The 23279-nt window shown below is 33.5% G+C and carries 19 protein-coding genes and 1 riboswitch; of the genes, 15 read left to right on the forward strand and 4 right to left on the reverse strand.

What is annotated here, in order from left to right:
• The first annotated feature begins 373 nt into the window (after positions 1-373).
• From CVU84_10505 to CVU84_10570, 14 genes are all read left to right on the forward strand, one after another.
• The gene (locus CVU84_10505) at positions 374-2281 is read left to right on the forward strand and encodes a phosphate/phosphite/phosphonate ABC transporter substrate-binding protein (protein PKM94489.1); all 1908 of its coding nucleotides are present in this window, start codon (positions 374-376) and stop codon (positions 2279-2281) included.
• A 634-nt stretch (positions 2282-2915) separates the two neighbouring features.
• Positions 2916-3485: a glycerol-3-phosphate responsive antiterminator gene (locus CVU84_10510; protein PKM94490.1), complete on the forward strand. Its 570-nt coding sequence runs from the start codon at positions 2916-2918 to the stop codon at positions 3483-3485.
• Positions 3486-3862: 377 nt separating this feature from the next.
• Positions 3863-4216, forward strand: a complete 354-nt coding sequence (locus CVU84_10515) for a hypothetical protein (GenBank protein ID PKM94491.1) — start codon at positions 3863-3865, stop codon at positions 4214-4216.
• Positions 4217-4236: 20 nt separating this feature from the next.
• Positions 4237-4575 carry a hypothetical protein gene (locus tag CVU84_10520; GenBank protein PKM94492.1) on the forward strand — a complete coding sequence of 113 codons (339 nt, stop codon included), beginning with the start codon at positions 4237-4239 and terminating at the stop codon, positions 4573-4575.
• Positions 4576-4686: 111 nt separating this feature from the next.
• Positions 4687-6165: a glycerol kinase gene (gene glpK, locus CVU84_10525; protein PKM94493.1), complete on the forward strand. Its 1479-nt coding sequence runs from the start codon at positions 4687-4689 to the stop codon at positions 6163-6165.
• A 170-nt stretch (positions 6166-6335) separates the two neighbouring features.
• Positions 6336-7778, forward strand: a complete 1443-nt coding sequence (locus CVU84_10530) for an FAD/NAD(P)-binding oxidoreductase (protein ID PKM94494.1) — start codon at positions 6336-6338, stop codon at positions 7776-7778.
• Positions 7779-7802: 24 nt separating this feature from the next.
• On the forward strand, positions 7803-9068 hold the full coding sequence (locus CVU84_10535; protein ID PKM94495.1) for a pyridine nucleotide-disulfide oxidoreductase: 1266 nt from the start codon (positions 7803-7805) through the stop codon (positions 9066-9068).
• Positions 9069-9431 (forward strand): molybdopterin oxidoreductase, encoded by a 363-nt coding sequence (locus tag CVU84_10540; GenBank protein ID PKM94496.1) that lies wholly within the window; start codon positions 9069-9071, stop codon positions 9429-9431.
• Positions 9432-9647: 216 nt separating this feature from the next.
• A riboswitch (FMN riboswitch) is annotated at positions 9648-9761 on the forward strand.
• A gap of 118 nt (positions 9762-9879) precedes the next feature.
• Positions 9880-10968, forward strand: a complete 1089-nt coding sequence (ribD, locus tag CVU84_10545; GenBank protein PKM94497.1) for a riboflavin biosynthesis protein RibD — start codon at positions 9880-9882, stop codon at positions 10966-10968.
• A 39-nt stretch (positions 10969-11007) separates the two neighbouring features.
• Positions 11008-11652 (forward strand): riboflavin synthase, encoded by a 645-nt coding sequence (locus CVU84_10550; protein ID PKM94498.1) that lies wholly within the window; start codon positions 11008-11010, stop codon positions 11650-11652.
• Positions 11653-11998: 346 nt separating this feature from the next.
• Positions 11999-13198, forward strand: a complete 1200-nt coding sequence (locus CVU84_10555) for a bifunctional 3,4-dihydroxy-2-butanone-4-phosphate synthase/GTP cyclohydrolase II (GenBank protein ID PKM94499.1) — start codon at positions 11999-12001, stop codon at positions 13196-13198.
• A 15-nt stretch (positions 13199-13213) separates the two neighbouring features.
• Positions 13214-13675, forward strand: a complete 462-nt coding sequence (locus CVU84_10560; GenBank protein ID PKM94500.1) for a 6,7-dimethyl-8-ribityllumazine synthase — start codon at positions 13214-13216, stop codon at positions 13673-13675.
• Between the two features lie 14 nt (positions 13676-13689).
• Positions 13690-14349 (forward strand): HAD family hydrolase, encoded by a 660-nt coding sequence (locus CVU84_10565; GenBank protein PKM94501.1) that lies wholly within the window; start codon positions 13690-13692, stop codon positions 14347-14349.
• Positions 14350-14690: 341 nt separating this feature from the next.
• Positions 14691-16055, forward strand: a complete 1365-nt coding sequence (locus tag CVU84_10570) for a citrate synthase (GenBank protein PKM94502.1) — start codon at positions 14691-14693, stop codon at positions 16053-16055.
• A gap of 149 nt (positions 16056-16204) precedes the next feature.
• Here CVU84_10570 and CVU84_10575 read toward each other — a convergent pair whose 3' ends face one another.
• The 3 genes from CVU84_10575 to CVU84_10585 form a co-directional block, all read right to left on the reverse strand.
• The gene (locus CVU84_10575) at positions 16205-16837 is read right to left on the reverse strand and encodes a hypothetical protein (protein ID PKM94503.1); all 633 of its coding nucleotides are present in this window, start codon (positions 16835-16837) and stop codon (positions 16205-16207) included.
• Positions 16838-16954: 117 nt separating this feature from the next.
• On the reverse strand, positions 16955-17710 hold the full coding sequence (locus tag CVU84_10580; GenBank protein PKM94504.1) for a 4-hydroxy-tetrahydrodipicolinate reductase: 756 nt from the start codon (positions 17708-17710) through the stop codon (positions 16955-16957).
• 13 nt (positions 17711-17723) lie between these two features.
• Positions 17724-18617, reverse strand: a complete 894-nt coding sequence (locus tag CVU84_10585; protein ID PKM94505.1) for a 4-hydroxy-tetrahydrodipicolinate synthase — start codon at positions 18615-18617, stop codon at positions 17724-17726.
• A gap of 701 nt (positions 18618-19318) precedes the next feature.
• Here CVU84_10585 and CVU84_10590 point away from each other — a divergent pair.
• Positions 19319-20698 (forward strand): hypothetical protein, encoded by a 1380-nt coding sequence (locus tag CVU84_10590; protein ID PKM94506.1) that lies wholly within the window; start codon positions 19319-19321, stop codon positions 20696-20698.
• A gap of 83 nt (positions 20699-20781) precedes the next feature.
• Here the strand turns inward: CVU84_10590 and CVU84_10595 are convergent, their stop codons facing one another.
• The gene (locus tag CVU84_10595; protein PKM94507.1) at positions 20782-23115 is read right to left on the reverse strand and encodes a hydratase; all 2334 of its coding nucleotides are present in this window, start codon (positions 23113-23115) and stop codon (positions 20782-20784) included.
• Positions 23116-23279 lie beyond the last annotated feature (164 nt).

Raw genomic sequence — 23279 nt, forward strand, 5'->3', positions numbered from 1 at the left:
AATTTAACATAATCAATTGAAAAGGTAACAAATAATGACTAGATATGCGCTCGAATGGACTGTTTTACTAACATATTTTGTCATGGTAAAGTATGGGTGAAACTTGACAATCTACATAAGATAGCATATAATAACAAAGTGTAAAGATATAATTAGGGAGAATAATAGGCTTAAGTTAGAAATGATTGGTCTATTTTTATTTTGATGTTTAAGCTTTTCGCTAATATAGTTTAATCATGAAAATAAGGTTGTATAAAGCGAGTTCTTGTTATAATGTAATTGGCGGAATATATCGATACAATACTATGAGAAAAAATATGTTCGGCTAAAACTTTTTAGATGATTTTTACTATAAAAACGGGGTGGTGGAATAATGAATCTAAAGACAAAGTTTTATTTGGTTTCTGGCATTGGCATTATAATTATTCAAGGCATATCATTCTTCCTTAGGCTAGGAGGACTAATTAACTTCTTATTCTCAGCAGTATGTAGCATTATAATTATTTTCCTTGCGGATTGGATGTTTAATAAGTCTGAACTTCAACAGGTGAGGCAAAATGAACCGCAAACTAAGATTGCTTCAGTAGAAGGGATTAAGGATGGTCTTGATGAAAAGCTATTTAATATAGCAGAAAGTATGGGATTTGATTCTCAACAACTTTTATGGTTGTCACAAGATAACATTAACACATTTGATAAGCTTGCAAAGATATCCTATGAGATTGAAAAATTTAGTGAACAAAATGCAGCTAGTTCTCAAGAAATCAATGCTAGTATAAACGAACTGGTTGATACTTCAACTAATCTTAATACAAGTGTTGTTGAAATTGAAAAACATTCAAAAACATCAATTGAGATGCTTGAGAAAAACAAAAAGACAATCAATAGTATTGGTGATTTTATTTTAAGTTTAACAGATGTAATAACAGTTGCGTCAGATAATAATGTAGAACTACAAAGTTCGTCTAATAAAATAAATGAAATTGTAGATTACATTAGAAAAATATCTAGTCAAACCAATCTGCTGGCATTAAATGCTGCAATTGAAGCGGCTAGAGCTGGTGAAGCAGGTAGAGGCTTCTCGGTTGTAGCAAGTGAAATTAGAAAGCTTGCTGAACAAACAGATGATGCCATTTCTGTAATCGAAGGCGTTGTAAAAAACATCATTGTTAAAATTTCGACATCAAATAATGCTATGAGTGAAATTGGCGAAAAAATGAACAACGTAGATAATGTCATTAAGGAATCATCAGTTGTTATTAGTGAAATTGGATTGATCCTTAACGAAGTAAATACGAATATTGGGGAATTAAGTGAATTATCACTCGTTCAAAAAAACACTGCGATGGAAATTGAAAAGGCAGTAGAAGATGTTGCAATAGCAGTTGAAGAGACACACAATGTTACGTATAAATCAATTCAAATGGTTGAAATACAAAATAAAAAGAATAAGGAAGTACTTGTTTTCTGTAACAAGATCAGTGATGTAGCTGAAGCCTTACAAAAAGAAGCAGTTAATTTCAAAAAGAGTAATGAAATCATATTTGGGGTAAACCCATTTATGGAACCAGAAAGTATTAAGAGAATGTATGTGCCAATTCTTGAAAGAGTATGCGCGAGTATTGGACTTAAAGCTAGAATTATTATTGTAAGAAGTTATGATGCTTTAAGTGAAGGTGTTGAAAAAGGAATTATTGATATTGGATGGTTCTCGCCGTTTGCATATGTAAACGCTCATGATAAATGTGGAGTAAAAGCAGTGGTTACGCCTAGGGTTGGTGGTAAGAGCTCATATAATGGATATATTATCGCCCGTAAAGACGGAGAAGTTAAAAACATGAATGATTTGAAGGGCAAATCTTTTGGTTATGTTGATCAAAATAGTGCTTCTGGTTATTTATATGCAAGAGATAGTATGAAGAATAGCAATTTAAATCCAGATAAGATATTTAATAAGGTTGTATTCTTAGGAAATCACGATAATGTTATTAATGCAGTAATGCAAAGAGAAATAGATGCTGGAGCTACCTATAACGAAGCAATGGAAAAAGCACAAGCAAACGGCATTGCAGTTAATGAGTTGAATATTATATCTAAAACAGATGACATTCCAAAGGATGCTTTAGCAGCTAGGAAAGACATGCCAGATGATATGATAGAGAAGATTAGAAAGGCCTTTGTTGAGTTCAATGACTACCAAGGCATTGACACTAAGGTTCAAGGCTTTATTGAGAGCAGCGACGAGCATTATGATATTATTAGAAAGTTAAATAGCAGATAAATTAAAGATGAAATTATGAGAGGGCTTAACACATGTGTTGAGCCCTCATTTTATTGAATTATTACTTTTGTGGAATCAGATTAGCGTAGGAAAATAAGACGAACAGGAAGTCAAATGAGGGAGTATAGCAATATCAAAGCAAATTAGAGTGAATAATGGCGAATATACAAGGCATAAGACATAAGATTAGCTACTATTAAAAATAAAGTATTGCTACATGTCCATGGTTTTTAGAGTTATTATAGAATAAATAAATAAAATAAATCTAATTAGTGAATATAAATACAATAATAGTGAATACTAATTTACGAGTGAATAAGCACAAGAAGCTTGTAAAATAGGGGATAAGTGGTACTATTAACCTAATTTATTCAATATACATATTGTTATATATTTAACGATAAATATAGAGATCGAATTGGTGATATAGACAGGGATTGATTAAACTTGACAATAAATTATGTATATAGTACAATAACTACAAAATATTTTTTACGAATAATATAACCGCATGTATTCTTTAAGGATATTGATGCGGTTTTTTGTTGGGTTAGGTAGTTTGATGCTTTTTACCATGTTAAATAGCGATATAATCCCTACCCTTAACCGGTTAATAGTGAATTAGGAGGCAACAATGAAGAAAAAAGATGTATATGAAATACTTGTTAACAACCCAATCATAGCTGCTGTAAGTGACAGAGAAAAACTAGATAAAGCACTCAAATCTCCGTGCGAAGTCATTTTTATGCTTTATGGAGACATTTTTACGCTAAAGGAAGATGTTCAAGCTGTATTAGATCAAGATAAGTATGTTTTTGTGCACCTTGACTTAATAAAGGGCTTTTCGAATGATGCTTATTCCCTGAAATATATACAAGAACAGATTAAACCAAGCGGTGTAGTGACTACGAAAACAAGTCTAGTTAAGAAGGCTAAGGAACTGAACTGCTTTGTTGTACAAAGGTTATTTATATTAGATTCTAAGTCCATTCAAGCTGGAATTCAAACAATACATCAAGTAACACCTGATGCAGTTGAAATTATGCCTGGTGTAGTTCCTAAGATTACAAAGGAAATTAATAAGGCTGTAAGAGTTCCAATCATCACTGGAGGGTTAATAGAAACCAAGCATGAAATTATTGAAAGTCTAGACGCAGGTGCAACTTGCATTTCGACAAGCTGTGAAAAGATCTGGTATAGTTAAAACATACAAAAATTGAACTCAAAACCAACGCACAGCTAAATAAAGTGAGTTAAATTGTTAACAATTATCCATCATTTGCCTATTCAATATACAATGTGAATTAAAAAAAATAAATATTGACAAAATAGTTGTTTGTTTTGTATAATGAATCTATAATTTAATAACGTTTAGGCTGAGACGATGAGAGCCGTATTTGTAATATGTATATATTATATAACTTATTATATAAACTTTTATTTAATTAAAAGTAATGAGTTGTTAATATTAATAATATGTATATGATACAGCTTTTATTTTTTTGGGCGAATAGCTCAATGGGGAAATTATCTCAATTCTAAGCGTTACAACAATTAATTAAATTTAAGGGAGGCAATAACATGAAACATGTAGGTACGATTTTAGGAGCTGCATTAGCTGGACTTTTCGTTTTCGGTGTATGGGGAAAATTTGCTGCAGCGTACGGAATTGGTGGAGGTTGGTTTGCTGGTTTAGCGATTATTAGTATCATGTGGTTTATGAATCACTTCGTTGGTCTTATTAACAATGATGGAGCTTTCGTTGACCAAGGACTTGCAGTAGGTATTGCAGGAACAACTATGGGTGGATTTAATGACGGTTTTGATACTATAGCAGCATCATTCCCTACATTAGGTTTAGTATTACTCGGAGCATGCTGTGGTGGTATTACTGCAGGTTTATTCCAAAAATATCAAGCTAACAAAGCAAACTAATTAAAAGGAGGAGAACTTAAATGACAACTCAATTAGCAATAGGAACATTTTTTGGAGGGTTTTTATTTCCATTCATCATTCGTTTATGCTGGGGTAAACTTTGTGAAACATTAGGACCAATCGGCGGATGGGTAGCAGCAGGCTTTATCGTAGGTACAGCTTGGACATTGAATCATGGTGCAGGCTTAATTTTCCAATCTGGAACAGCTTGGATCGACATGGGGTGGGCAGCTGGAACTGGTTTATTTGTAGCAAATATTGTAGTTGATAAAGCAGACATCGGAAAAGGCTTTGTTAATTTAATTATGGTAGCACTTGGTGGGACTTTAGGCGGATTCTTAGTATCTTGTATTGGATAAGAATTAATTTTATCAAATAAAAGATATTAAATTTTTGAGAATACAAATTTTATGTTTATATTAATGAACTATTAAAATTAATTTTATAAAAAACTATATGGGGGTAATAAAATGAAAAAATACGTTATGTCTTTAGATCAAGGAACTACTAGCTGTAGAGCAATCTTATTCGATCATTCAGGAAAAATCGCTGGTGTAGCTCAAAAAGAGTTCACTCAATTTTATCCTAATCCAGGTTGGGTTGAGCATGATGCTAATGAAATTTGGAATAGCCAAAAAGGCGTTATGCTAGAAGTAGTTAAGAAAACTGGAATTGATCCAGAAGAAATCGCTGCGATTGGTATCACTAATCAAAGAGAAACTACAGTAGTATGGGACAAAAACACTGGAGTACCTGTTTACAATGCAATCGTTTGGCAATCACGTCAAACAGCTGGCATCTGTGATGAATTGAAAAAAGCTGGATACGAAGATTATGTAAGACAAAATACTGGTCTTGTAATTGATGCTTATTTCTCAGGAACAAAAGTTAAATGGATCTTAGACGAAACTGGAACTAAAGCGAAAGCACAAGCGGGGGATTTATTATTTGGAACTATGGATACATGGTTAATCTGGAACTTAACAGCTGGAAGAACTCATGTTACAGATTATTCAAATGCTTCTAGAACTTTAATGTACAACATTAGAGATCTTAAATGGGATACAAAAATGTTAGATGCTCTTGGAGTTCCTACATCAATGTTACCTGAAGTTAAACCTTCAAGTGCAGTTTATGGAACTACTAACCTTTTAGGCCCAGATATTCCAATTTCTGGTGCTGCTGGAGACCAACAAGCTGCTTTATTTGGTCAAGCTTGCTTCGAAAAAGGTATGGCTAAGAATACATATGGAACAGGTTGTTTCATGTTAATGAACACTGGTACTGATTTAGTTCCTTCAAAAAGCGGTCTTGTAACTACTATCGCTTGGGGCGTTGACGGAGTTGTTGAATATGCGCTTGAAGGAAGTATCTTTATCGCTGGTGCAGCTATCCAATGGTTAAGAGATGAAGTTCATCTATTAAACAGTGCAAAAGATAGCGAATATTTTGCAACACAAGTAGAAAGTAGTGATGGAGTTTATGTAGTACCTGCATTTGCTGGTTTAGGCGCACCTTATTGGGATATGTATGCTCGTGGAGCAATCCTTGGCTTAACTCGTGGAACAGGACAAAACCACATAATCAGAGCTACTCTTGAATCTTTAGCATATCAAACAAGAGACGTACTTGACGCTATGCAAAAAGACTCAGGAATCACTTTAGCAGCTCTTAAAGTTGACGGTGGTGCTTGTGCAAACAATTTCTTAATGCAATTCCAAGCAGATATTCTTAAAGCTCCTGTTGAAAGACCAGAAATTATTGAAACTACTGCTCTTGGCGCAGCTTACTTAGCTGGTTTAGCAGTTGGTTTCTGGCAAAGTAAACAAGACGTAGTTGACAGCTGGAACTTAGAAAGAAAGTTCGTTCCTGCTATTGGCAACGCTGATGAATTATATGCTGGATGGCAAAAAGCTGTTGGAAGAGTTAAAAATTGGTTAGAAAGTTAATCAATTTAGACTTGATATTTATTTAAAAATTTAGTAAAATATAATATATAAAATAGTGGCATGATGATGAGAAGCCGTATGAGTAGAGTTAAATTAATAGCTTTATCTAATACGGCTTCTTTTATTCTTTATTACTATATAATTAAGGAAATATATAAGGAGGCAACACAATGTATGATGTAGTAGTTATTGGTGCTGGTATTGCAGGCACATTCATTGCAAGAGAATTATCACGTTATGATTTAAAAATCGCTATTGTTGAAAAAACAAATGATGTAGCAAATTCTACGACTATGGCAAACAGTGCGATAATTCATGCAGGTTATGATGCTCCAGCAAACAAGAAGAAAGGTTATTTTAATGCAAAGGGTAATGCATTATATGATCAAGTTTGTGAAGAGTTAGATGTTCCGTTTAAAAGAATCGGTTCATTAGTAGTAGCTTTTTCTGAAGAGGATAAAATCACATTACAAAAGCTATATGAAAATGGATTAGAGGTTGGGGTTCCTGGTATGGAAATCCTTAATCAAGAACAAGTACTTGCTATGGAGCCAAACTTAAATAAAGAAATCCTTGGTGCTTTACATGCTCCATCAGGTGGCGTTATATCCCCTTGGGAAATGGCTATTGCCTTAGCTGAAAATGCTATGGAAAATGGTGCTGAATTATTCCTAAACAAAGAAGTAAAAGATATGAAAAAAGAAGATGATAAATTTACTATTTTCTTTGAAGATGGTACTATGGAAGCTAAATATGTCATTAATTGTGCAGGTCTTTACTCAGATAAAATTAACAACATGGTTGCAACTCCACTTTTCGAAATCAAACCTCGTAAAGGTGAATATTTTATTTTAGATAAGAGCGAAGGTAATTTAGTAAGTAAGGTTATTTTCCAATGTCCAAGTGAAAAAGGAAAAGGTATTTTAGTATCTCCAACGGTACACGGTAACCTATTAGTAGGTCCTGACTCCGAACCGATTGATGATAGAGATGATATCAGTACTTCAAGAGATGCTCTTGAGATGATTAGAGAGACTGCTTTATTAACATGTAAAAATATTCCTTATGGTAAAGTTATTCGTTCCTTCTCAGGTGTAAGATCTACAGCTGATTATGGAGACTTTATAATTGGCGAATCACCAGAGGTAAAAGGATTAATCAATATTGGTGGTTTTGAATCACCTGGTTTATCTTCTGCGCCTGCTGTTGCTCAATATGTTGTTGATCTTATGAAAACCATTACAGGTGGTTTAACTGAAAAAGCTGATTTTAATCCAAGAAGAAGACCTTTTGTAAGGTTTGAAGAATTATCTGAAGTAGAAAAAGCAGAACTAGTTAAAAATAATCCAAAATATGGACGTGTTATTTGCCGTTGTGAAACAATTACAGAAGGCGAAATCATTGATTCAATCCATAGAAAAGCTGGAGCAACTACTGTAAAAGGCGTTAAGAAAAGAACTAGAGCTGGTATGGGACGTTGTCAAGGTGGATTCTGCTCACCAAGAGTAGTTGAAATTTTAGCAAGAGAGCTTAATTGTGATATTAAAGATATCAAATTAGACGGACAAAGCAGTTATATCTTATCTGATAGAACTAAAAACGTAGAAGAATAAAGAATAAGAAGAGAGGTGATAAAGATGCGTGATTATGAAATAGTTGTAGTAGGTGGAGGCCCAGCAGGACTTGCAGCAGCCATTGAAGCGAAGAAAAATGGAGCAGATAATATACTTATAATAGAACGTGATAGAGAGTTAGGCGGTATTTTACAACAATGTATTCACAACGGCTTCGGCTTACATATTTTCAAAGAGCAATTAACTGGACCAGAATACGCAGAACGTTTTATTGTTGAATTAAAAGAAAATGGTATTGATTACCTTACAGATACGATTGTGCTTGAAGTTGGAGACAATAAAAAGGTTCATGCTATGAATCCTAAAGATGGCTACTTTATCGTTCAAGCCAAAGCTGTTATTTTAGCTATGGGTTGTAGAGAAAGAACTAGAGGAGCAATTACGATTCCTGGTTATAGACCTGCTGGTGTATTTACTGCTGGAACAGCACAAAGATATACGAACATGGAAGGTTATATGCCAGGTAAAAAAGTATTTATCCTTGGTTCAGGTGATATCGGATTGATTATGGCTCGCCGTATGGTTTTAGAAGGCGCAGAAGTAATTGGTGTTGCTGAAGTACTACCATTCTCTGGTGGTTTAAAACGTAACATCGTTCAATGTTTAGATGATTATAATATTCCACTATATTTAAGCCATACAATTACTGAAATTAGAGGTAAGGAAAGACTTGAAGGTATCACTGTAGCTAAAGTAGATGAAAACAGAATACCAATAGTTGGTTCAGAAAAATACTATGAATGTGATACATTATTACTTTCAGTTGGATTAATTCCAGAAAATGAGTTATCTAGACAAGCTGGTATTGTGATTAATCCTAAAACATCAGGACCTATTGTAAATGAATCAATGGAAACTAGTGTTGAAGGTATCTTTGCTTGTGGTAATGTTGTTCATGTACATGATCTTGTTGACTTCGTTACAGAAGAAAGCCGTCGTGCTGGATTAAATGCTGCAAGATATGTAAAGGGTGAGCTAAAAGCAGAAGGCCATTTAGTGTCAACTGAAGCAGGTCCTGGTATTGTTTATATAGTACCAAGTAAGATTCGTGTAGAAAATATCGAAAGTAGTTTAGACTTATTTATGCGTGTAAATAATGTTTACCATAATGCTAAGCTTCAACTTATTTCTGATGGTAAAGTTTACAAAGAATATAAGAAAAAACACTTAGCACCAGGTGAAATGGAAAAAATTAGATTGAATAAAAAGCAACTTCAAGAACTAGGAAATGACCTACAAATTAAAGTTGTAGTAGAGGAGGTAGTTTAGATGTCAGTAAAAAGTTTAACATGTATCGCATGTCCTGTTGGATGTCAACTTGAAGTAACAATCAAAGGCGATGACATTACTGTAACTGGAAATGCGTGTAATCGTGGTCCGGAATATGCAGTTAATGAACTAACCAATCCTACTAGAGTATTGACTACAACAGTTGCTGTTAAAGATGGTTTCTTAAATCGTTTACCAGTAAATACAAACATAGAAATCCCAAAAGGACTTTTATTCGAAGCTATGGAAATAATCAATAAGACTATGGTTCAAGCACCTGTTAAAGTAAGAGACGTAATTATTAAAGATATTCTTGGTACAGGCGCAGATGTTCTTGCATCAAGAAGTATGAGCAAGAAGTAATATTAGTTCAACTTTATACCATTAAGAAAGTGGAGCTAATAATAGCTCCTTTTTCTTTTGAACTAATACATTAATGATAATTTTACTAAGTAGGATGAAAAAGTTTTTCTAATTATAGAAAACCAATTCATCTTATCTGAAATGACAATTCATTAATTTTATCTGAAATGATATTGACATCAACAAATGGTTATGTTAACATTATGTCAATTAAATAGTGTTCTTCGGGGCAGGGTGTAATTCCCTACCGGCGGTAAAGTCCGCGAGCCAATTGGCTGACTTGGTGTAATTCCAAGACCGACAGTATAGTCTGGATGAGAGAAGAATAGTAATCTGTATTTTTAATGTATAGATGAGCTAGGCCCTGAAGAATTAATATCTTTAGGGTCTTTATTTATATTGTTAAGTAGTTATAGGTAATATAACGTGGAAAGAAGGGTAGATTCAAATGAAGTACGAATTCATGAAAAGAGCTATTGAATTGTCTAAGCTTGGCATTGGTCATGTGAATCCTAATCCACTTGTTGGTGCAGTTCTCGTAAGAGATGACATTATTATTGGCGAAGGATACCATGAATACTATGGTGGAAATCATGCCGAAGTAAATGCATTCTTAAATGCGAATGAAGATGTGACAAATGCGCATATTTATGTTACCTTGGAGCCCTGCTCACATTATGGTAAGACCCCGCCTTGTGTTGACAAGATAATTGAAAAGAAAATTTCCAAAGTATTTATAGGAATGAAAGATCCCAATCCTCTGGTTATGGGAAGAGGAATCAATAAGTTGTTAGAAAATGGTATAGAAGTAGAGGTTGGATTATATGAAGATGAAATTAAACAACTAAATGAAATATTTATAAAATATATTACTACTAAAATGCCCTTCTGTATTTTGAAAACAGCAATGACTCTTGATGGTAAGATAGCAACGAGAACTGGTGAATCCAAGTGGATTACAAATGAAAAATCAAGAAATTATGTGCATCAATTAAGAAATAGAGTAGCTGGAATAATGGTAGGAATTGGTACAGTTATCAAAGATAACCCATCCCTAGACACACGTCTTGATGGTGTTAAGAGTAGAAATCCTATTAAAATCATTATTGATTCGAGGTGTAGAATCCCAATTGATTCCAAGCTATTTCTTACTGGATCCAAGTCTTCAATTATCATAGCAGTAACGAAAACAATAGATAATAAGCACTTAGATGCTATAAAAGAAAAAGCTGAAATTATTGTAACGCCAGAAAAGGATGGACAAGTTGATCTTAGTTATTTGTTCGAAAAGCTAGGAGAAAGAGGCATTGATAGTGTTCTGATTGAAGGGGGTGGCAATGTTAATTATAGTGCTGTTAGAGCAAATATTGTTGATAAGCTGGTTACATTTATTGGTCCAAAGATAATCGGCGGTAAAGATGCCTTAACTTCCTTTGAAGGAGAAGGTATTGAAAAAATGGAGGATGCCATCTTATTAAAAAAATCAAAGATTTATCAATTTGATGATGACATTATGATTGAAAGTTATTTTTCTTAATAAGATGTTTGAATATACGGTTATGAAGGAGGTGTTACAATGTTCACAGGACTTATTGAAGAAGTTGGAACTATAAAGGATATTTCAAAAGGTACTAAATCTGCAATATTAACTATTAAAGCGAGTGAAGTTTTGAAAGAAGCAAGAGTGGGAGATAGCATTTGCACGAATGGTGTTTGCTTGACGGTTACAAAGTTGTCTAATGATACTTTTTCTGTTGATGTAATGCCTGAAACAATGAGGATGAGTAATCTAGGAAACTTATCAAATGGTAGTAAAGTGAATTTAGAAAGAGCTCTGAAAGTTTCGGATAGAATGGGAGGACATATCGTATCAGGCCATATTGATGATACGGGTATCATAACAAATATTGAAGATGAAGATAATGCAACTTGGATAACAATTAAGCCTCCAAAAGAGCTTATGAAATATATTATCAATAAGGGTTCTATTGCGATAGATGGAACGAGCTTAACGGTAGCAAATGTTGATGAAGTCAGTTTTAAAGTATCCATTATACCGTTAACAAAAGATAAAACAATATTATTAACGAAAAAGGTTGGTCATACGGTTAATCTGGAGTGTGATGTTGTTGGAAAATATATTGAAAAATTACTTTCATTTACCAATGATAAAAAAGAAAGCAACATAACAATGGATTTCTTAAGACAAAATGGATTTTAGTCAATATTGAGACGATACTAATGAGACGATGCTAATTAAGACGATACTAATGAGACGATGCTAATTAAGACGATACTAATTGAGACGATGCTAATTAAGACGATACTAATGAGACGATGCATACTAATTGAGACGATGCTAATTAAGACGATACTAGTTGAGACGATACTAGTTGAGATGATACTAATTGAGACCATACCACTAGAGACCATACCACTTGAGACCATACGACTAGAGACTATAAGATTAGAGACCATATAACTTAGCGTTAACCAATTCCATAGAATATGTGGGCATGTTGAAAGTGATAGAATAAATAGAAACATAAGAAAGAAAGGCGGTTATTATGATTAAATTTAATACAATCGAAGAAGCAATTGAAGACATAAGACAAGGGAAAATGATTGTAGTTGTAGACGATGAAAACAGAGAGAATGAGGGTGATCTAGTATTAGCAGCTGAAAAGGTAACCTCAGAGGCAGTAAATTTTATGGCTACATATGGTAGAGGACTTATTTGTACACCAATGATGGCTGGTCGTTTACAAGAACTTAATATCGGGAAAATGGTAGATCAAAATACGGATCCTAAGGAAACAGCCTTTACTGTGTCTGTGGACCATAGAGATACTACTACTGGAATTTCTTCTTACGAAAGAGCATTAACGATTGCAAAGTTAGTGAGTCCAGATACAAAGCCTGAAGAATTTACGAAACCAGGTCATATTTTCCCCTTGATTGCTAAAGAGGGTGGTGTATTAAAAAGAGCTGGTCATACAGAAGCTGCAGTAGATCTAGCTAAGCTTGCAGGTCTTACTCCTGCCGGTGTTATTTGTGAAATAATGAATGATGATGGAACTATGGCAAGAGTTCCAGAGCTTTTAGAGTATGTCAAAAAACATAACCTTAAATTTATATCAATTGTAGATTTGATTGCGCACAGACGTAAAACTGAAAGTTTGATTGAAAGAGTGTCTGTTGCTGATATGCCTACAATGTATGGAGACTTTAAGATTGTGGGATATATAAATAAATTAAACGGTGAGCATCATGTTGCCTTAGTAAAAGGTGATATAACTCAGGATGATGAAGTATTAATACGAGTTCATTCTGAATGCTTAACAGGGGATGTTTTTGGATCAGTACGTTGTGATTGTGGAGAACAATTGGCGTATGCCTTAGAGAAAATCGATGAGGCAGGAAAAGGTATATTGTTATATATGAGGCAAGAAGGTAGAGGTATTGGACTGATTAATAAGATTAAAGCCTATGCCTTACAAGATGGAGGAATGGACACTGTAGAAGCAAATATTGCTTTAGGTTTCCCCGAAGATATGAGAGATTATGGAATAGGAGCACAAATTCTTGCTGACTTAAATGTTAGAAAGATTAGACTGATGACTAATAATCCTCAAAAATTAAGTGGTGTATCTGGATATGGTTTAGAGATAGTAGAAAGAGTACCAATTGAAATGGAAACACATGCTGCAAATACACATTATTTACACACTAAAAAAGAAAAAATGGGACACATATTACACTTTTAAAGGAGAATGAAAAAAATGAAAACATTTGAAGGAAATTTAATTGCTGAGGATTTAAAAGTTACAATAGTTGCTGCAAGGTTCAATGATTTTATTGTATCTAAGTTAGTTGAAGGTGCACTGGATGGATTAAAAAGACATGGGGTTAGTGAAGAAAAAATTGATATCGTTTGGGTTCCAGGCGCATATGAAATACCATTGGTAGCAAAGAAAGTGGCTAAAGCTGGTAAAAGCGATGCAGTAATATGTCTTGGAGCAGTAATCAGAGGAGCTACACCACATTTTGATTTCGTTGCAGGCGAGGTTTCTAAAGGTGTTGCAAGTGTATCATTGGAAATGGAAATACCTGTTGTATTTGGAGTAATTACGACTGAAAATATTGAACAAGCAATTGAGAGAGCGGGTACAAAAGCTGGAAATAAAGGTTTTGAAGCTGCTATGACCGCTATTGAAATGGCAAATTTATTAAAACAACTTTAGAGAGAGGGTATTTAATGAAGGAAAACAACACCATTAAAACAATCTTTTTAGACTATGATGGCACTATTCACGATAGTATTCAAATATATGCACCTTCTTTTAGGATGGCATATGATTTCTTGATTGATCAAGGATTAGTTGAAAAAAGAGAATGGACTAATCAAGAAATCTCCCGCTGGATGGGATTTAGTAGTAAAGAAATGTGGGAACAATTTATGCCACATTTAGATGAAGAAATTCAAAAAAAAGCTAGCAAAATTGTTGGTGAAGAAATAATCAACCAAATTAAGCAAGGTAATGCTAAGCTTTTTGATGGGGCACTTGAAACTTTAGAATATCTTAAGTCAAAAGGTTATGTATTGATTTTTATTAGTAATTGTAACAGTTATTATAAAGAAATTCATAAATCAACCTTTCAATTGGATCGTTATTTTACTGAACTTGTTGGTTCAGAAGAATTTAATTACATTCCAAAGTCAAGCATTATGGAAATAGTAATGCAAAAATATGAGTCAGATATGTGTATGATTGGAGATAGGTTACAAGACATGAGTGCAGGACGTATGAATGGATTGAAAACCTTTGGATGCTTATACGGATATGGTTCCCAAAGTGAATTAGAAGATGCAGATATCAAAATAAATAGCATTACTGAGCTCAAAAAGTATTTTTAAGATATTTTAAAACAGTATAAGTTCGAGAATCACTCTCTCTTAGGCTGTTTTATGTTAGAGATGGCTATATAGGAACGCGCATTAAAAAAAATATGACTTGAAATAAAGATCAAATTATGTTAGAGTGTATATTAGGGATTCCAGCAGCTGAAATAGTATTTTAGCACAATGGAACCCCTCATTTTCTAATAAAAATTAATTAGGAATGTATAAAAAACAGTGTTTCGCCAAAGGCAAACATAAAGTCAAAGGCAAACATGAAGTCAAAGGCAACATGAAGCCAAAAGGCAAATATAGGAAATTTCTGACGTTCCTATACAAAAATATTAAGGGAGGTAAAAATGATGAGTGGTAAGCAACCTGAACAAAAGATAATCGAAAATTGGAGTGAATTAGCCAGAGCTTGTAACAAAGTTGATCCAGAGCTATATAAGAAATATGAAGTTAAAAGAGGTTTACGTGATATTAACGGAAAAGGTGTACTTGCAGGATTAACTCGAATTGGTGAGGTTCATTCTTATATCATTGATGAAAACGAAATGATTCCTGTACCTGGAAGATTAATCTATAGAGGAATTGATATTGAAAATTTGGTTGACGGTTTCCTTAGTGATAATCAATTTGGCTTTGAAGAAACTTGCTATTTACTCCTATTCGGAGATTTACCAAACCGTACTCAATTAGATGAATATAACAAGGTTATTTCAGATTGTAGAAAATTACCAGATGACTTTGTTAGAGATATGATTATGAAGGCTCCTAGCAAGGATATGATGAATGTTTTAGCTAGAAGTGTACTTGCATTATATAGTTTTGACGATCGTGCAGATGATACAAGCATACAAAATGTACTTAGACAGAGCTTAGAAATGATAGCATATTTCCCATTACTTGCTGTTTATGGATATCAAGCTTATGCACATTATCATGGCAATAGTAGTTTATTTATACATAGTCCTAAACCGGAACTAAGCACTGCTCAAAACATCTTACATATGCTTAGAGCTGATAACAAATATACTGAGCTAGAAGCGAAGCTTTTAGATCTTGCATTAGTGCTACATGCTGAGCATGGTGGTGGAAACAATTCATCCTTTACAACTCATGTAGTTACATCTTCTGGGACAGATACATATTCTACGATAGCTGCTGCACTCGGTTCATTAAAAGGGCCAAGACATGGTGGCGCAAACATTAAGGTAATACAAATGTTTGAAGATATTAAAGCGAACGTAGATGATTGGGAAGATGATGAAAAGGTTAGTCAATATCTAGAACTTATCTTAAATAAACAAGCTTTTGACCATTCTGGTTTAATTTATGGAATTGGTCATGCAGTATATTCTGTTTCTGATCCAAGAGCAATTATATTTAAAGGTTATGTTGAATCGCTCGCAAAGGAAAAAGGATTAGAAAAAGAGTTTGAATTATATGATCGTGTAGAACGTATAGCTCCAGAAGTTATTGGGAGAATTCGTAGGATGTATAAAGGTGTTAGTGCAAATGTCGACTTTTATTCAGGCTTTGTTTATAACATGTTAGATATTCCACAAGAACTGTATACACCGATTTTTGCGATTTCTAGAATTGTTGGATGGTGTGCACATCGTATTGAAGAATTGGTAAATGAAGGAAAGATAACACGTCCTGCATACAAGAGTGTAGCGCCAAGACGTGAATACATACCAATTGATGAACGTGAATAATTTTGGTTTTCTTACTTAATTAATAGTATGGTTTTATCATAAAGTAAGATTTAGAATTTTGTTAATTGTGTTTTTCAACTATAAGAAAAAGCGTTCAGTTTACTTGAACGCTTTTTTTGTTTCTAACAATTCATTCTATTATAACGGTTTTATTCGCAAAACTCTCGTATTTCTATTCCATGATCTCTGAGTTGTTTAACTACCTTATGAATGTCATTCGATTCGACGCGAAGAGTGATTTCTTGGTAACCCATTACTTCAGTATCAGTTTGAACAATATTTTTAATACTTCCACCTGCTTTTGAGATAATGCCCATTATCTGTGCAAGTTTACCCTTGAAATCGTATATATACATTACCAATTTAGGATGTTCTAAACCAAAGAAGTCTTTGTATTTTTCAAGCAATTTACCAGATGTAATAATTCCCTTTAGTTTACCCGAGTGTTCATCAACGATTGGAAGAAATGTCATTTTCTTTTCAAATAAAAGAAGAGCAGCTTCTTCGATAAAGATATTATCTTTTGTCACTGGTATTTTAGCCTTTATAAATTCGCTAACTTTTCTTTTGAAAAATGTTTCTTTATCATACTCTAAATTATTGAAAAATTCTTCATAAATATATCTCCTAGAAAGTACACCTACAAAGTGATCTTGTTCATCAATAACCGGTAAGGACAAAAAGCCATTATCAATTATTTGTTGTAAAGCTGTTCCGACCTCTTGATCAGTTCTAAGAATATGCAATTCTTCAAATGGTATCATGATTGATTTTACGTGCATATGAACACCCCTTATGAAATTATTTGGTCAAGTAAACAATTGGAATGAAATATTTCCTTCATTACACTAATAATATTCAATGAAACCATTTGATTTCCTCTTTTATAATTGGGTTTATTAACCAATTACATGCCCCATATTATAAAGACCTGCAGGTTTACCAGCAAGGAACTTTGCAGCATTTACAGCACCAACAGCAAATATTTCTTTTGACAAAGCACTGTGCTTTAATTCAATAATTTCATCTTGACCGGCATAAATGATGCTATGCTCTCCTACAATTGTGCCACCACGAATTGCATGCATTCCAATCTCTTTTTTGTCTCTTTTTTTTCGTTCAACAGATCTATCATATTGATAGGTGTATTCGTTGTTCAAGGTTTCATTTATTGCATCTGCAATTGCTAGAGCAGTACCACTAGGTGCATCAATCTTTTGATTATGATGTTTTTCAATTATTTCAATATCAAAGTTGGCATTTGTTAAAATAGAAGTAGCCTTTTGAGCTAAATTAATAAGAAGATTAACGCCAAGGGACATATTTGCAGAAAATAATATTGGAATTTTGCTACTAGCTTCATTTATAGCAGTAATAATATCTTCCCCAATTCCAGTCGTGCATAATACCAAAGGTACTTTTTTTTGTGTTGCATACTCAAGTAAGGGCTTAATTGCATGTGCAGTTGAAAAATCAATAATGACATCTGCATCAACATCACAGGTATCAAATGATGAAAAAACCGGATAAGAATTATTCACTCCATTGAATGGATCAATACCTGCAATCATTTCTGAATTTGAATCATTAGCAACTAGGGTAGAAATTACTTGCCCCATTCTACCATTACATCCGTGCATTATAATTTTTATCATAGGGTACTCCTTATCAAATTATAGACATTCCATAGTTTTTCATTTCTGTTTTCAAAAGCTCAATATGAGCAGGCTCCATAGTAGTCAATGGTCTTCTACCAATTCCTGAATTAAATTTTGGTCCCATCATAGAAAGTGCGGCTTTTACAGGAATTGGATTCACTTCACAGAAAAGAGCATCAATTAAGCTATGCATTTTCAACTGAAGATCAAGACTACCTTTAATATCCCCATTTAAAAACATTTCAACAATACGATGAGTTTCTCTAGGTAAAATATTTGCTACAACAGATATTACACCTAAACCGCCTAGTGCTAATAGTGGGACAATTTGATCGTCATTTCCAGAGTATAAATCAAGGCGACCTTCACATCTTTTTACCGTATCTATTACTTGAGCAATATTACCACTCGCTTCTTTTATTGCTACAATGTTTTCGATGTGTGATAAGGTTGCTGCTGTTTGGGAAGTAATGTTTAAGCCAGTACGGGATGGAACATTATAGAGTACGATTGGGATATCAACGCTACTTGCAATTGCTGTAAAGTGTTCAACAAGTCCTTTTTGGGTAGTTTTGTTGTAATAAGGAGTAACTTGTAGTAGACCATCTACACCAAGTGCGGCTGCGTTTCGTGACAACTCTATACCGTGGTTCGTATCATTGCTACCTGTTCCGGCAATTACTGGAACACGTTTGTTTGTTTGCTCTACTGCAATACGAATACATTCTATTTGTTCTGCATCTGTTAAAGTAGAGGCTTCGCCAGTAGTACCACAAACAACAATACAATCAGTACCGTTCTCGATTTGAAAATCAATTAAAGTTCTAAGCTGATTAAAGTTAATGCTTAAGTCTTGGTTAAAAGGTGTAACAATTGCCACACCAGAGCCTGTAAAAATTGCCATTAGGATCATCCTCCAGATCGATTGGTTTTTATGTAGAAGCAAATTTTCCTGTAAATGCTTCCTTATTATAGTATATTAATTTTTTTTGCATAGTTTGCTTAATTTGGTGAAAAAGAGTATATGAACTATTGCTAGTAAACTAGACCCTTTCATATTATATTACTTTTTCAACCATTTGTCGAACCAAATAATGCATAGTTTTCAACATTCAAGACGAATTATGCGATAAAAAGGAAATAAAAAAACAGTCGACAAGTGCCAACTGTGAATAGACAAATAAATTCCTTCACAAGTAGCACTCCAAATAATCATAGCTCAAAATCTAGTTACTATAACTAAATGACAGTCAATAAGCTCTTAACTTATAAACCAGATAAAAAACCAACAGGGGTTTTCCTCTTCGGCATTTTTTCCTTTCATCAAGTCTCATCTATGCCTGAACATATCAAAAATGATTAATTATAAAAAATGCACCTCTACTGTAGTTCATATTAAATTTTGTTAATAATATCATTTTTCCTTCGAAAAGTCAATGCTAACTTTCTTTTATAGCAACTGGAGGGCAATAATTAGCACTAATAATTAGTGAAATAGCAATATTTTTCAAAAAGTGTTTAGCAAATTATAGCTTTTATGGTATAATATGGATGAGAAATTGGTAGTAAAATAGGTAAGATCAATTTAATAACATGGAGGAGATTATGAAGAAAATATTAATAGTAGTTTTAGCAGTTATTATTTTAGCAGGTGGGACAGGGGGATTTTATTATGCAAAAGTATATGCAAATCCTTATAACAGAACATTAAAGGCAATACAAAAATCAACTGAAGCAACAAGTGGGGATGTTACCTGTAAGATGAAGTTCACTTTAGTACCTGAAAAATATGAAGAAGTTACAGGTATGGCACTGACTAAAGATCAAGAAGATATGATGAATTATGCAAATGTATTACTTGAGAAGACAATATTTGAACTTAATTATAAGCAACAATTGAATAAAAAAAATCCTATTGATAGCAAACTTCAATATTCATTAAGCTGGCTATATGATAATGAAAAGTTATTGGATATCATGCTAGGTATGGATGAAGAAAAATTTGAATTACTAATGCCATCATTAATGGAGAAAACAATTTTTATGAACAAAACGGATATCTATGATCAAATGGGTCTGGATATGAAAGATTTTGATTTCGAGAAATACTTTTCTATCATAAAAGACAATGAAAAACTATTTAATAAAGTTGATCAAGAAGAATATTATAAGATAATATTAGATTCATTTGAAGATAGCATCACAAAGGGTGATTCAGTTAGTGTAGCTTTAGCAAATGGGAAAAAAGTAAAGTGTAGAGAATATACAATTGAAATGAATTATGAAGATATGGTTAAAATGATGGAAGATGTAAAAAAACAAATGGAAGACGATGATGCTCTAAAAGAATATATTCGAGTTGTAGCATTAGAAGTTTTACAAGAATTAAATGATTCAAAGGATTATGAAGCTTTTAATCTTGAAAAAGAAGAAGTTGAAGACGCAATAGATTATTTGGAAGATGAAGATGATTTTGATGATGCATATGAAGAAATGATGGCGTCTTTTGATGATGCACTTGTAGAATTAGACACCATGCCTGAAAGTATGGACTTAGACTATACAATTACTTATGCGTTAGATAGGAAGAATAATTTCCGCGGGATGAAAATGAAAATGGATTCTGGTTTCTTTGCTGTAGATTATGATTATGTGATGAATTCTATAAATGAAAAAATCGACTTTGTAGAATATGTAGACAATGAAGCTATTAATGCTATGGATTTAATGGAAAAAGATGAAGATGAACTATATGAATTGTTAGAAGATATCGTTATTGATGCTGGAGATAAGATTATTGAAAACAAAGCTTTAGATAGTATGCTTACGGATATGAAGGACAATAGTGAATTATTACCGTCAGAATATAGTTCAATGCTTGGAAGCTATATCGATGAATTCCAAGGCAATAAAGAAGAATTTATTGAACTTATGATTGAACAAATGCTCTATAGTATTCAAAATCCATATGGCTTCGATTATTAACATTTTATAACTAAATAAAAGGTCTCACTAGATTCATTCTAGGTGAGACCTTTTTTAGTAAAGTTCAGTATTGGAAAAGCAAGTTAATTTGTCTTATAGTAATTGATAAGGCAACCGGCTAATAATATTTCTCTTTCTGAAGCTGAAAGTTCAGGAAGGTAAAGCATAAGTGGACGTTTCTTACCTTCATGGATAATATAAGCTTCTAACTCTTCTTTGCCATTTTCAACCACCCCTTTAATACCAGGTATGTAGATATAATCATCAACAGTTAGCTCGATATTTTCTTCCTTTGTAATGAAAGGTAGCAATCCCCAGTTTATCAAATTACTTCGATATCTTTTAGTTGCATATTCAAGTGAAAGATTTCCCCATCCACCAAGTACCTTTTGACAAGAAGCTGCTTGTTCACGGGCTGAGCCATCACCAGGCTTGTTAGCATAGATGATACTTCCTATTGAAGTTGTTTTTATTAGATTCAAGAAAGAATCTTCGGTATTAATGATATCAAAGATTTCTTTTAATTTGCCGTGGTCACTTTTATCTATATTTTCTAAAGCAATCATTCTTTCTTTTTCTATGGCATAAATTTCTTTTGATCTACCAACATAAGCTGGATCTTTTCTACTTAAGGTGAATTCTGCCAATCTATGTGGATTAGAACGATAGGAGGATGTCTCACCTGAAGGGATCAATTCATCAGTAGTTGTAACAGGATCCTTGATTACAGAAGTTACTTTTAGAAGTAAGTTATCTGTAAGTGAGGACATTGTTGGCCACTCTTTAATATTTGGGCCGAATTTTAGTTCAACCTCTTCATGTGGTTCATGAAAACCCTGATAAATTCTGTGATCATATATTTTGGAATTGTATACATATGGAGCAACAGATACAGGGACATCAATATCAGTTGCCGCAGTTAAAAAGCCACCATTGATAGCTGTTGCTGTAATTGAACGTGCATCCATTAAGGCAACGGAAGAAATCTGACCATCTGATGGCTTAGATCCTTCACGATTAGGGAAGTTTCTTGTTGCATGTCTTATGCTTAAGGCGTTGTTTGAAGGGACATCTCCGGCTCCAAAGCAAGGTCCACAAAAGGCAGTTTTAATATTCGCGCCAGCTTCCATCAATTTATTAATGGAGCCATTTTTGTTTAAAGCATAAAATACGGGTTGACTAGCAGGATAAACACTTAATACGAAATCATCACTTCCTGTAGAATGACCTGCTATCATTTCACCCATAAGAGATATATTTTCATATGTACCACCAGAACAACCAGCAACGATTCCTTGGTCAACCTTGATTTTACCATCAATAATTTTGTCCGTTAAAGAGAAATTTATTTTGTTGTTTCCAAAGATTTTTTTTGCATCTTCTTCTACTAGTTGTAATATTTCTCTTGGATTTGCATTTAATTCTTTAATCGTGTATACATTACTTGGATGGAATGGAAGTGCAATCACTGGTTCAATTGTTGATAAGTCAACTTTAATTAAGCCATCATAATAGGCAACATCAGCAGGTGCAAGTTTTTGGTAAGCATCTTTTCTGCCATGGAGTGCAAGGTAGTCTTCTACTTGTTCATCTGTTGACCAGATCGATGAAAGGCAAGTTGTTTCAGTAGTCATAACATCAATACCATTTCTATATTCTACTGTAAGGTTCTTGATGCCAGGGCCTACGAATTCCATTACTTTATTTTTTACAAAACCATTGTTAAATACTTTTTCAATAATTGTAAGAGCAACATCTTGAGGACCGACTCCTAATCTCGGAGTACCTTCAAGATAGACAGCTACAATTCCTGGATATTTCACATCATAGGTACGTTTAAGAAGTTGTTTCACAAGTTCTGGGCCACCTTCACCTATCGCCATTGTTCCAAGGGCACCATAACGGGTGTGACTATCTGAACCAAGTATCATTTTTCCGCATCCAGCCATCATTTCACGCATATATTGATGGATTACAGCTTGATGTGCAGGAACATAAATTCCACCATATTTTTTTGCTGCAGAGAGCCCAAAAACATGATCATCTTCATTGATTGTGCCACCAACAGAACATAGACTGTTATGGCAATTTGTTAAAACATATGGAATAGGGAAGGAGTCTAATCCACTCGCTTTAGCTGTTTGGACTATTCCTACATAAGTTATGTCATGAGAAGCTAAGGAGTCAAATTTCATTTTTAAATAGCCCATATCATCAGAATTGTTATGTGCCTTAAATATGCCATAGGATAAAGTGTTTTGGCGTGCTACTTCTGGATTAAGTTGTTGTTTTGTTATGAGGTCTTTGCCAGATTGTTGTAAGATATGGTTGATTTCGTCTAGGTTTAGGGTTGTTATATCTTCTACTAGGACAGTATCTTTAATGAGATAGGAGCCTTGATCGAATAATTTTACCATGATTTTCCCTCTTTCTTTGTAGTTTTCAGATAGAATATATTATATCGTATGGTGATTACTAGGTCAATGATTTTGTATTTTTATGCATTGTGTATTTATGAAAAATATTCAGGTAAACATAAGAACCAAGGCACTAAAATCCCAAACAAAATTAATATTGACAC

It is taken from the genome of Firmicutes bacterium HGW-Firmicutes-1 (assembly GCA_002841625.1).
GTDB lineage: Bacteria > Bacillota > Clostridia > Lachnospirales > Vallitaleaceae > HGW-1.

What these genes read in the sequence shown, in the direction of transcription:
- CVU84_10505 (PKM94489.1), top strand. Translation starts at nt 374, where the DNA reads ATGAATCTAAAGACAAAGTTTTATTTGGTTTCTGGCATTGGCATTATA.
- CVU84_10510 (PKM94490.1), top strand. Translation starts at nt 2,916, where the DNA reads ATGAAGAAAAAAGATGTATATGAAATACTTGTTAACAACCCAATCATA.
- CVU84_10515 (PKM94491.1), top strand. Translation starts at nt 3,863, where the DNA reads ATGAAACATGTAGGTACGATTTTAGGAGCTGCATTAGCTGGACTTTTC.
- CVU84_10520 (PKM94492.1), top strand. Translation starts at nt 4,237, where the DNA reads ATGACAACTCAATTAGCAATAGGAACATTTTTTGGAGGGTTTTTATTT.
- glpK (PKM94493.1), top strand. Translation starts at nt 4,687, where the DNA reads ATGAAAAAATACGTTATGTCTTTAGATCAAGGAACTACTAGCTGTAGA.
- CVU84_10530 (PKM94494.1), top strand. Translation starts at nt 6,336, where the DNA reads ATGTATGATGTAGTAGTTATTGGTGCTGGTATTGCAGGCACATTCATT.
- CVU84_10535 (PKM94495.1), top strand. Translation starts at nt 7,803, where the DNA reads ATGCGTGATTATGAAATAGTTGTAGTAGGTGGAGGCCCAGCAGGACTT.
- CVU84_10540 (PKM94496.1), top strand. Translation starts at nt 9,069, where the DNA reads ATGTCAGTAAAAAGTTTAACATGTATCGCATGTCCTGTTGGATGTCAA.
- ribD (PKM94497.1), top strand. Translation starts at nt 9,880, where the DNA reads ATGAAGTACGAATTCATGAAAAGAGCTATTGAATTGTCTAAGCTTGGC.
- CVU84_10550 (PKM94498.1), top strand. Translation starts at nt 11,008, where the DNA reads ATGTTCACAGGACTTATTGAAGAAGTTGGAACTATAAAGGATATTTCA.
- CVU84_10555 (PKM94499.1), top strand. Translation starts at nt 11,999, where the DNA reads ATGATTAAATTTAATACAATCGAAGAAGCAATTGAAGACATAAGACAA.
- CVU84_10560 (PKM94500.1), top strand. Translation starts at nt 13,214, where the DNA reads ATGAAAACATTTGAAGGAAATTTAATTGCTGAGGATTTAAAAGTTACA.
- CVU84_10565 (PKM94501.1), top strand. Translation starts at nt 13,690, where the DNA reads ATGAAGGAAAACAACACCATTAAAACAATCTTTTTAGACTATGATGGC.
- CVU84_10570 (PKM94502.1), top strand. Translation starts at nt 14,691, where the DNA reads ATGATGAGTGGTAAGCAACCTGAACAAAAGATAATCGAAAATTGGAGT.
- CVU84_10575 (PKM94503.1), bottom strand. Translation starts at nt 16,837, where the DNA reads ATGCACGTAAAATCAATCATGATACCATTTGAAGAATTGCATATTCTT.
- CVU84_10580 (PKM94504.1), bottom strand. Translation starts at nt 17,710, where the DNA reads ATGATAAAAATTATAATGCACGGATGTAATGGTAGAATGGGGCAAGTA.
- CVU84_10585 (PKM94505.1), bottom strand. Translation starts at nt 18,617, where the DNA reads ATGGCAATTTTTACAGGCTCTGGTGTGGCAATTGTTACACCTTTTAAC.
- CVU84_10590 (PKM94506.1), top strand. Translation starts at nt 19,319, where the DNA reads ATGAAGAAAATATTAATAGTAGTTTTAGCAGTTATTATTTTAGCAGGT.
- CVU84_10595 (PKM94507.1), bottom strand. Translation starts at nt 23,115, where the DNA reads ATGGTAAAATTATTCGATCAAGGCTCCTATCTCATTAAAGATACTGTC.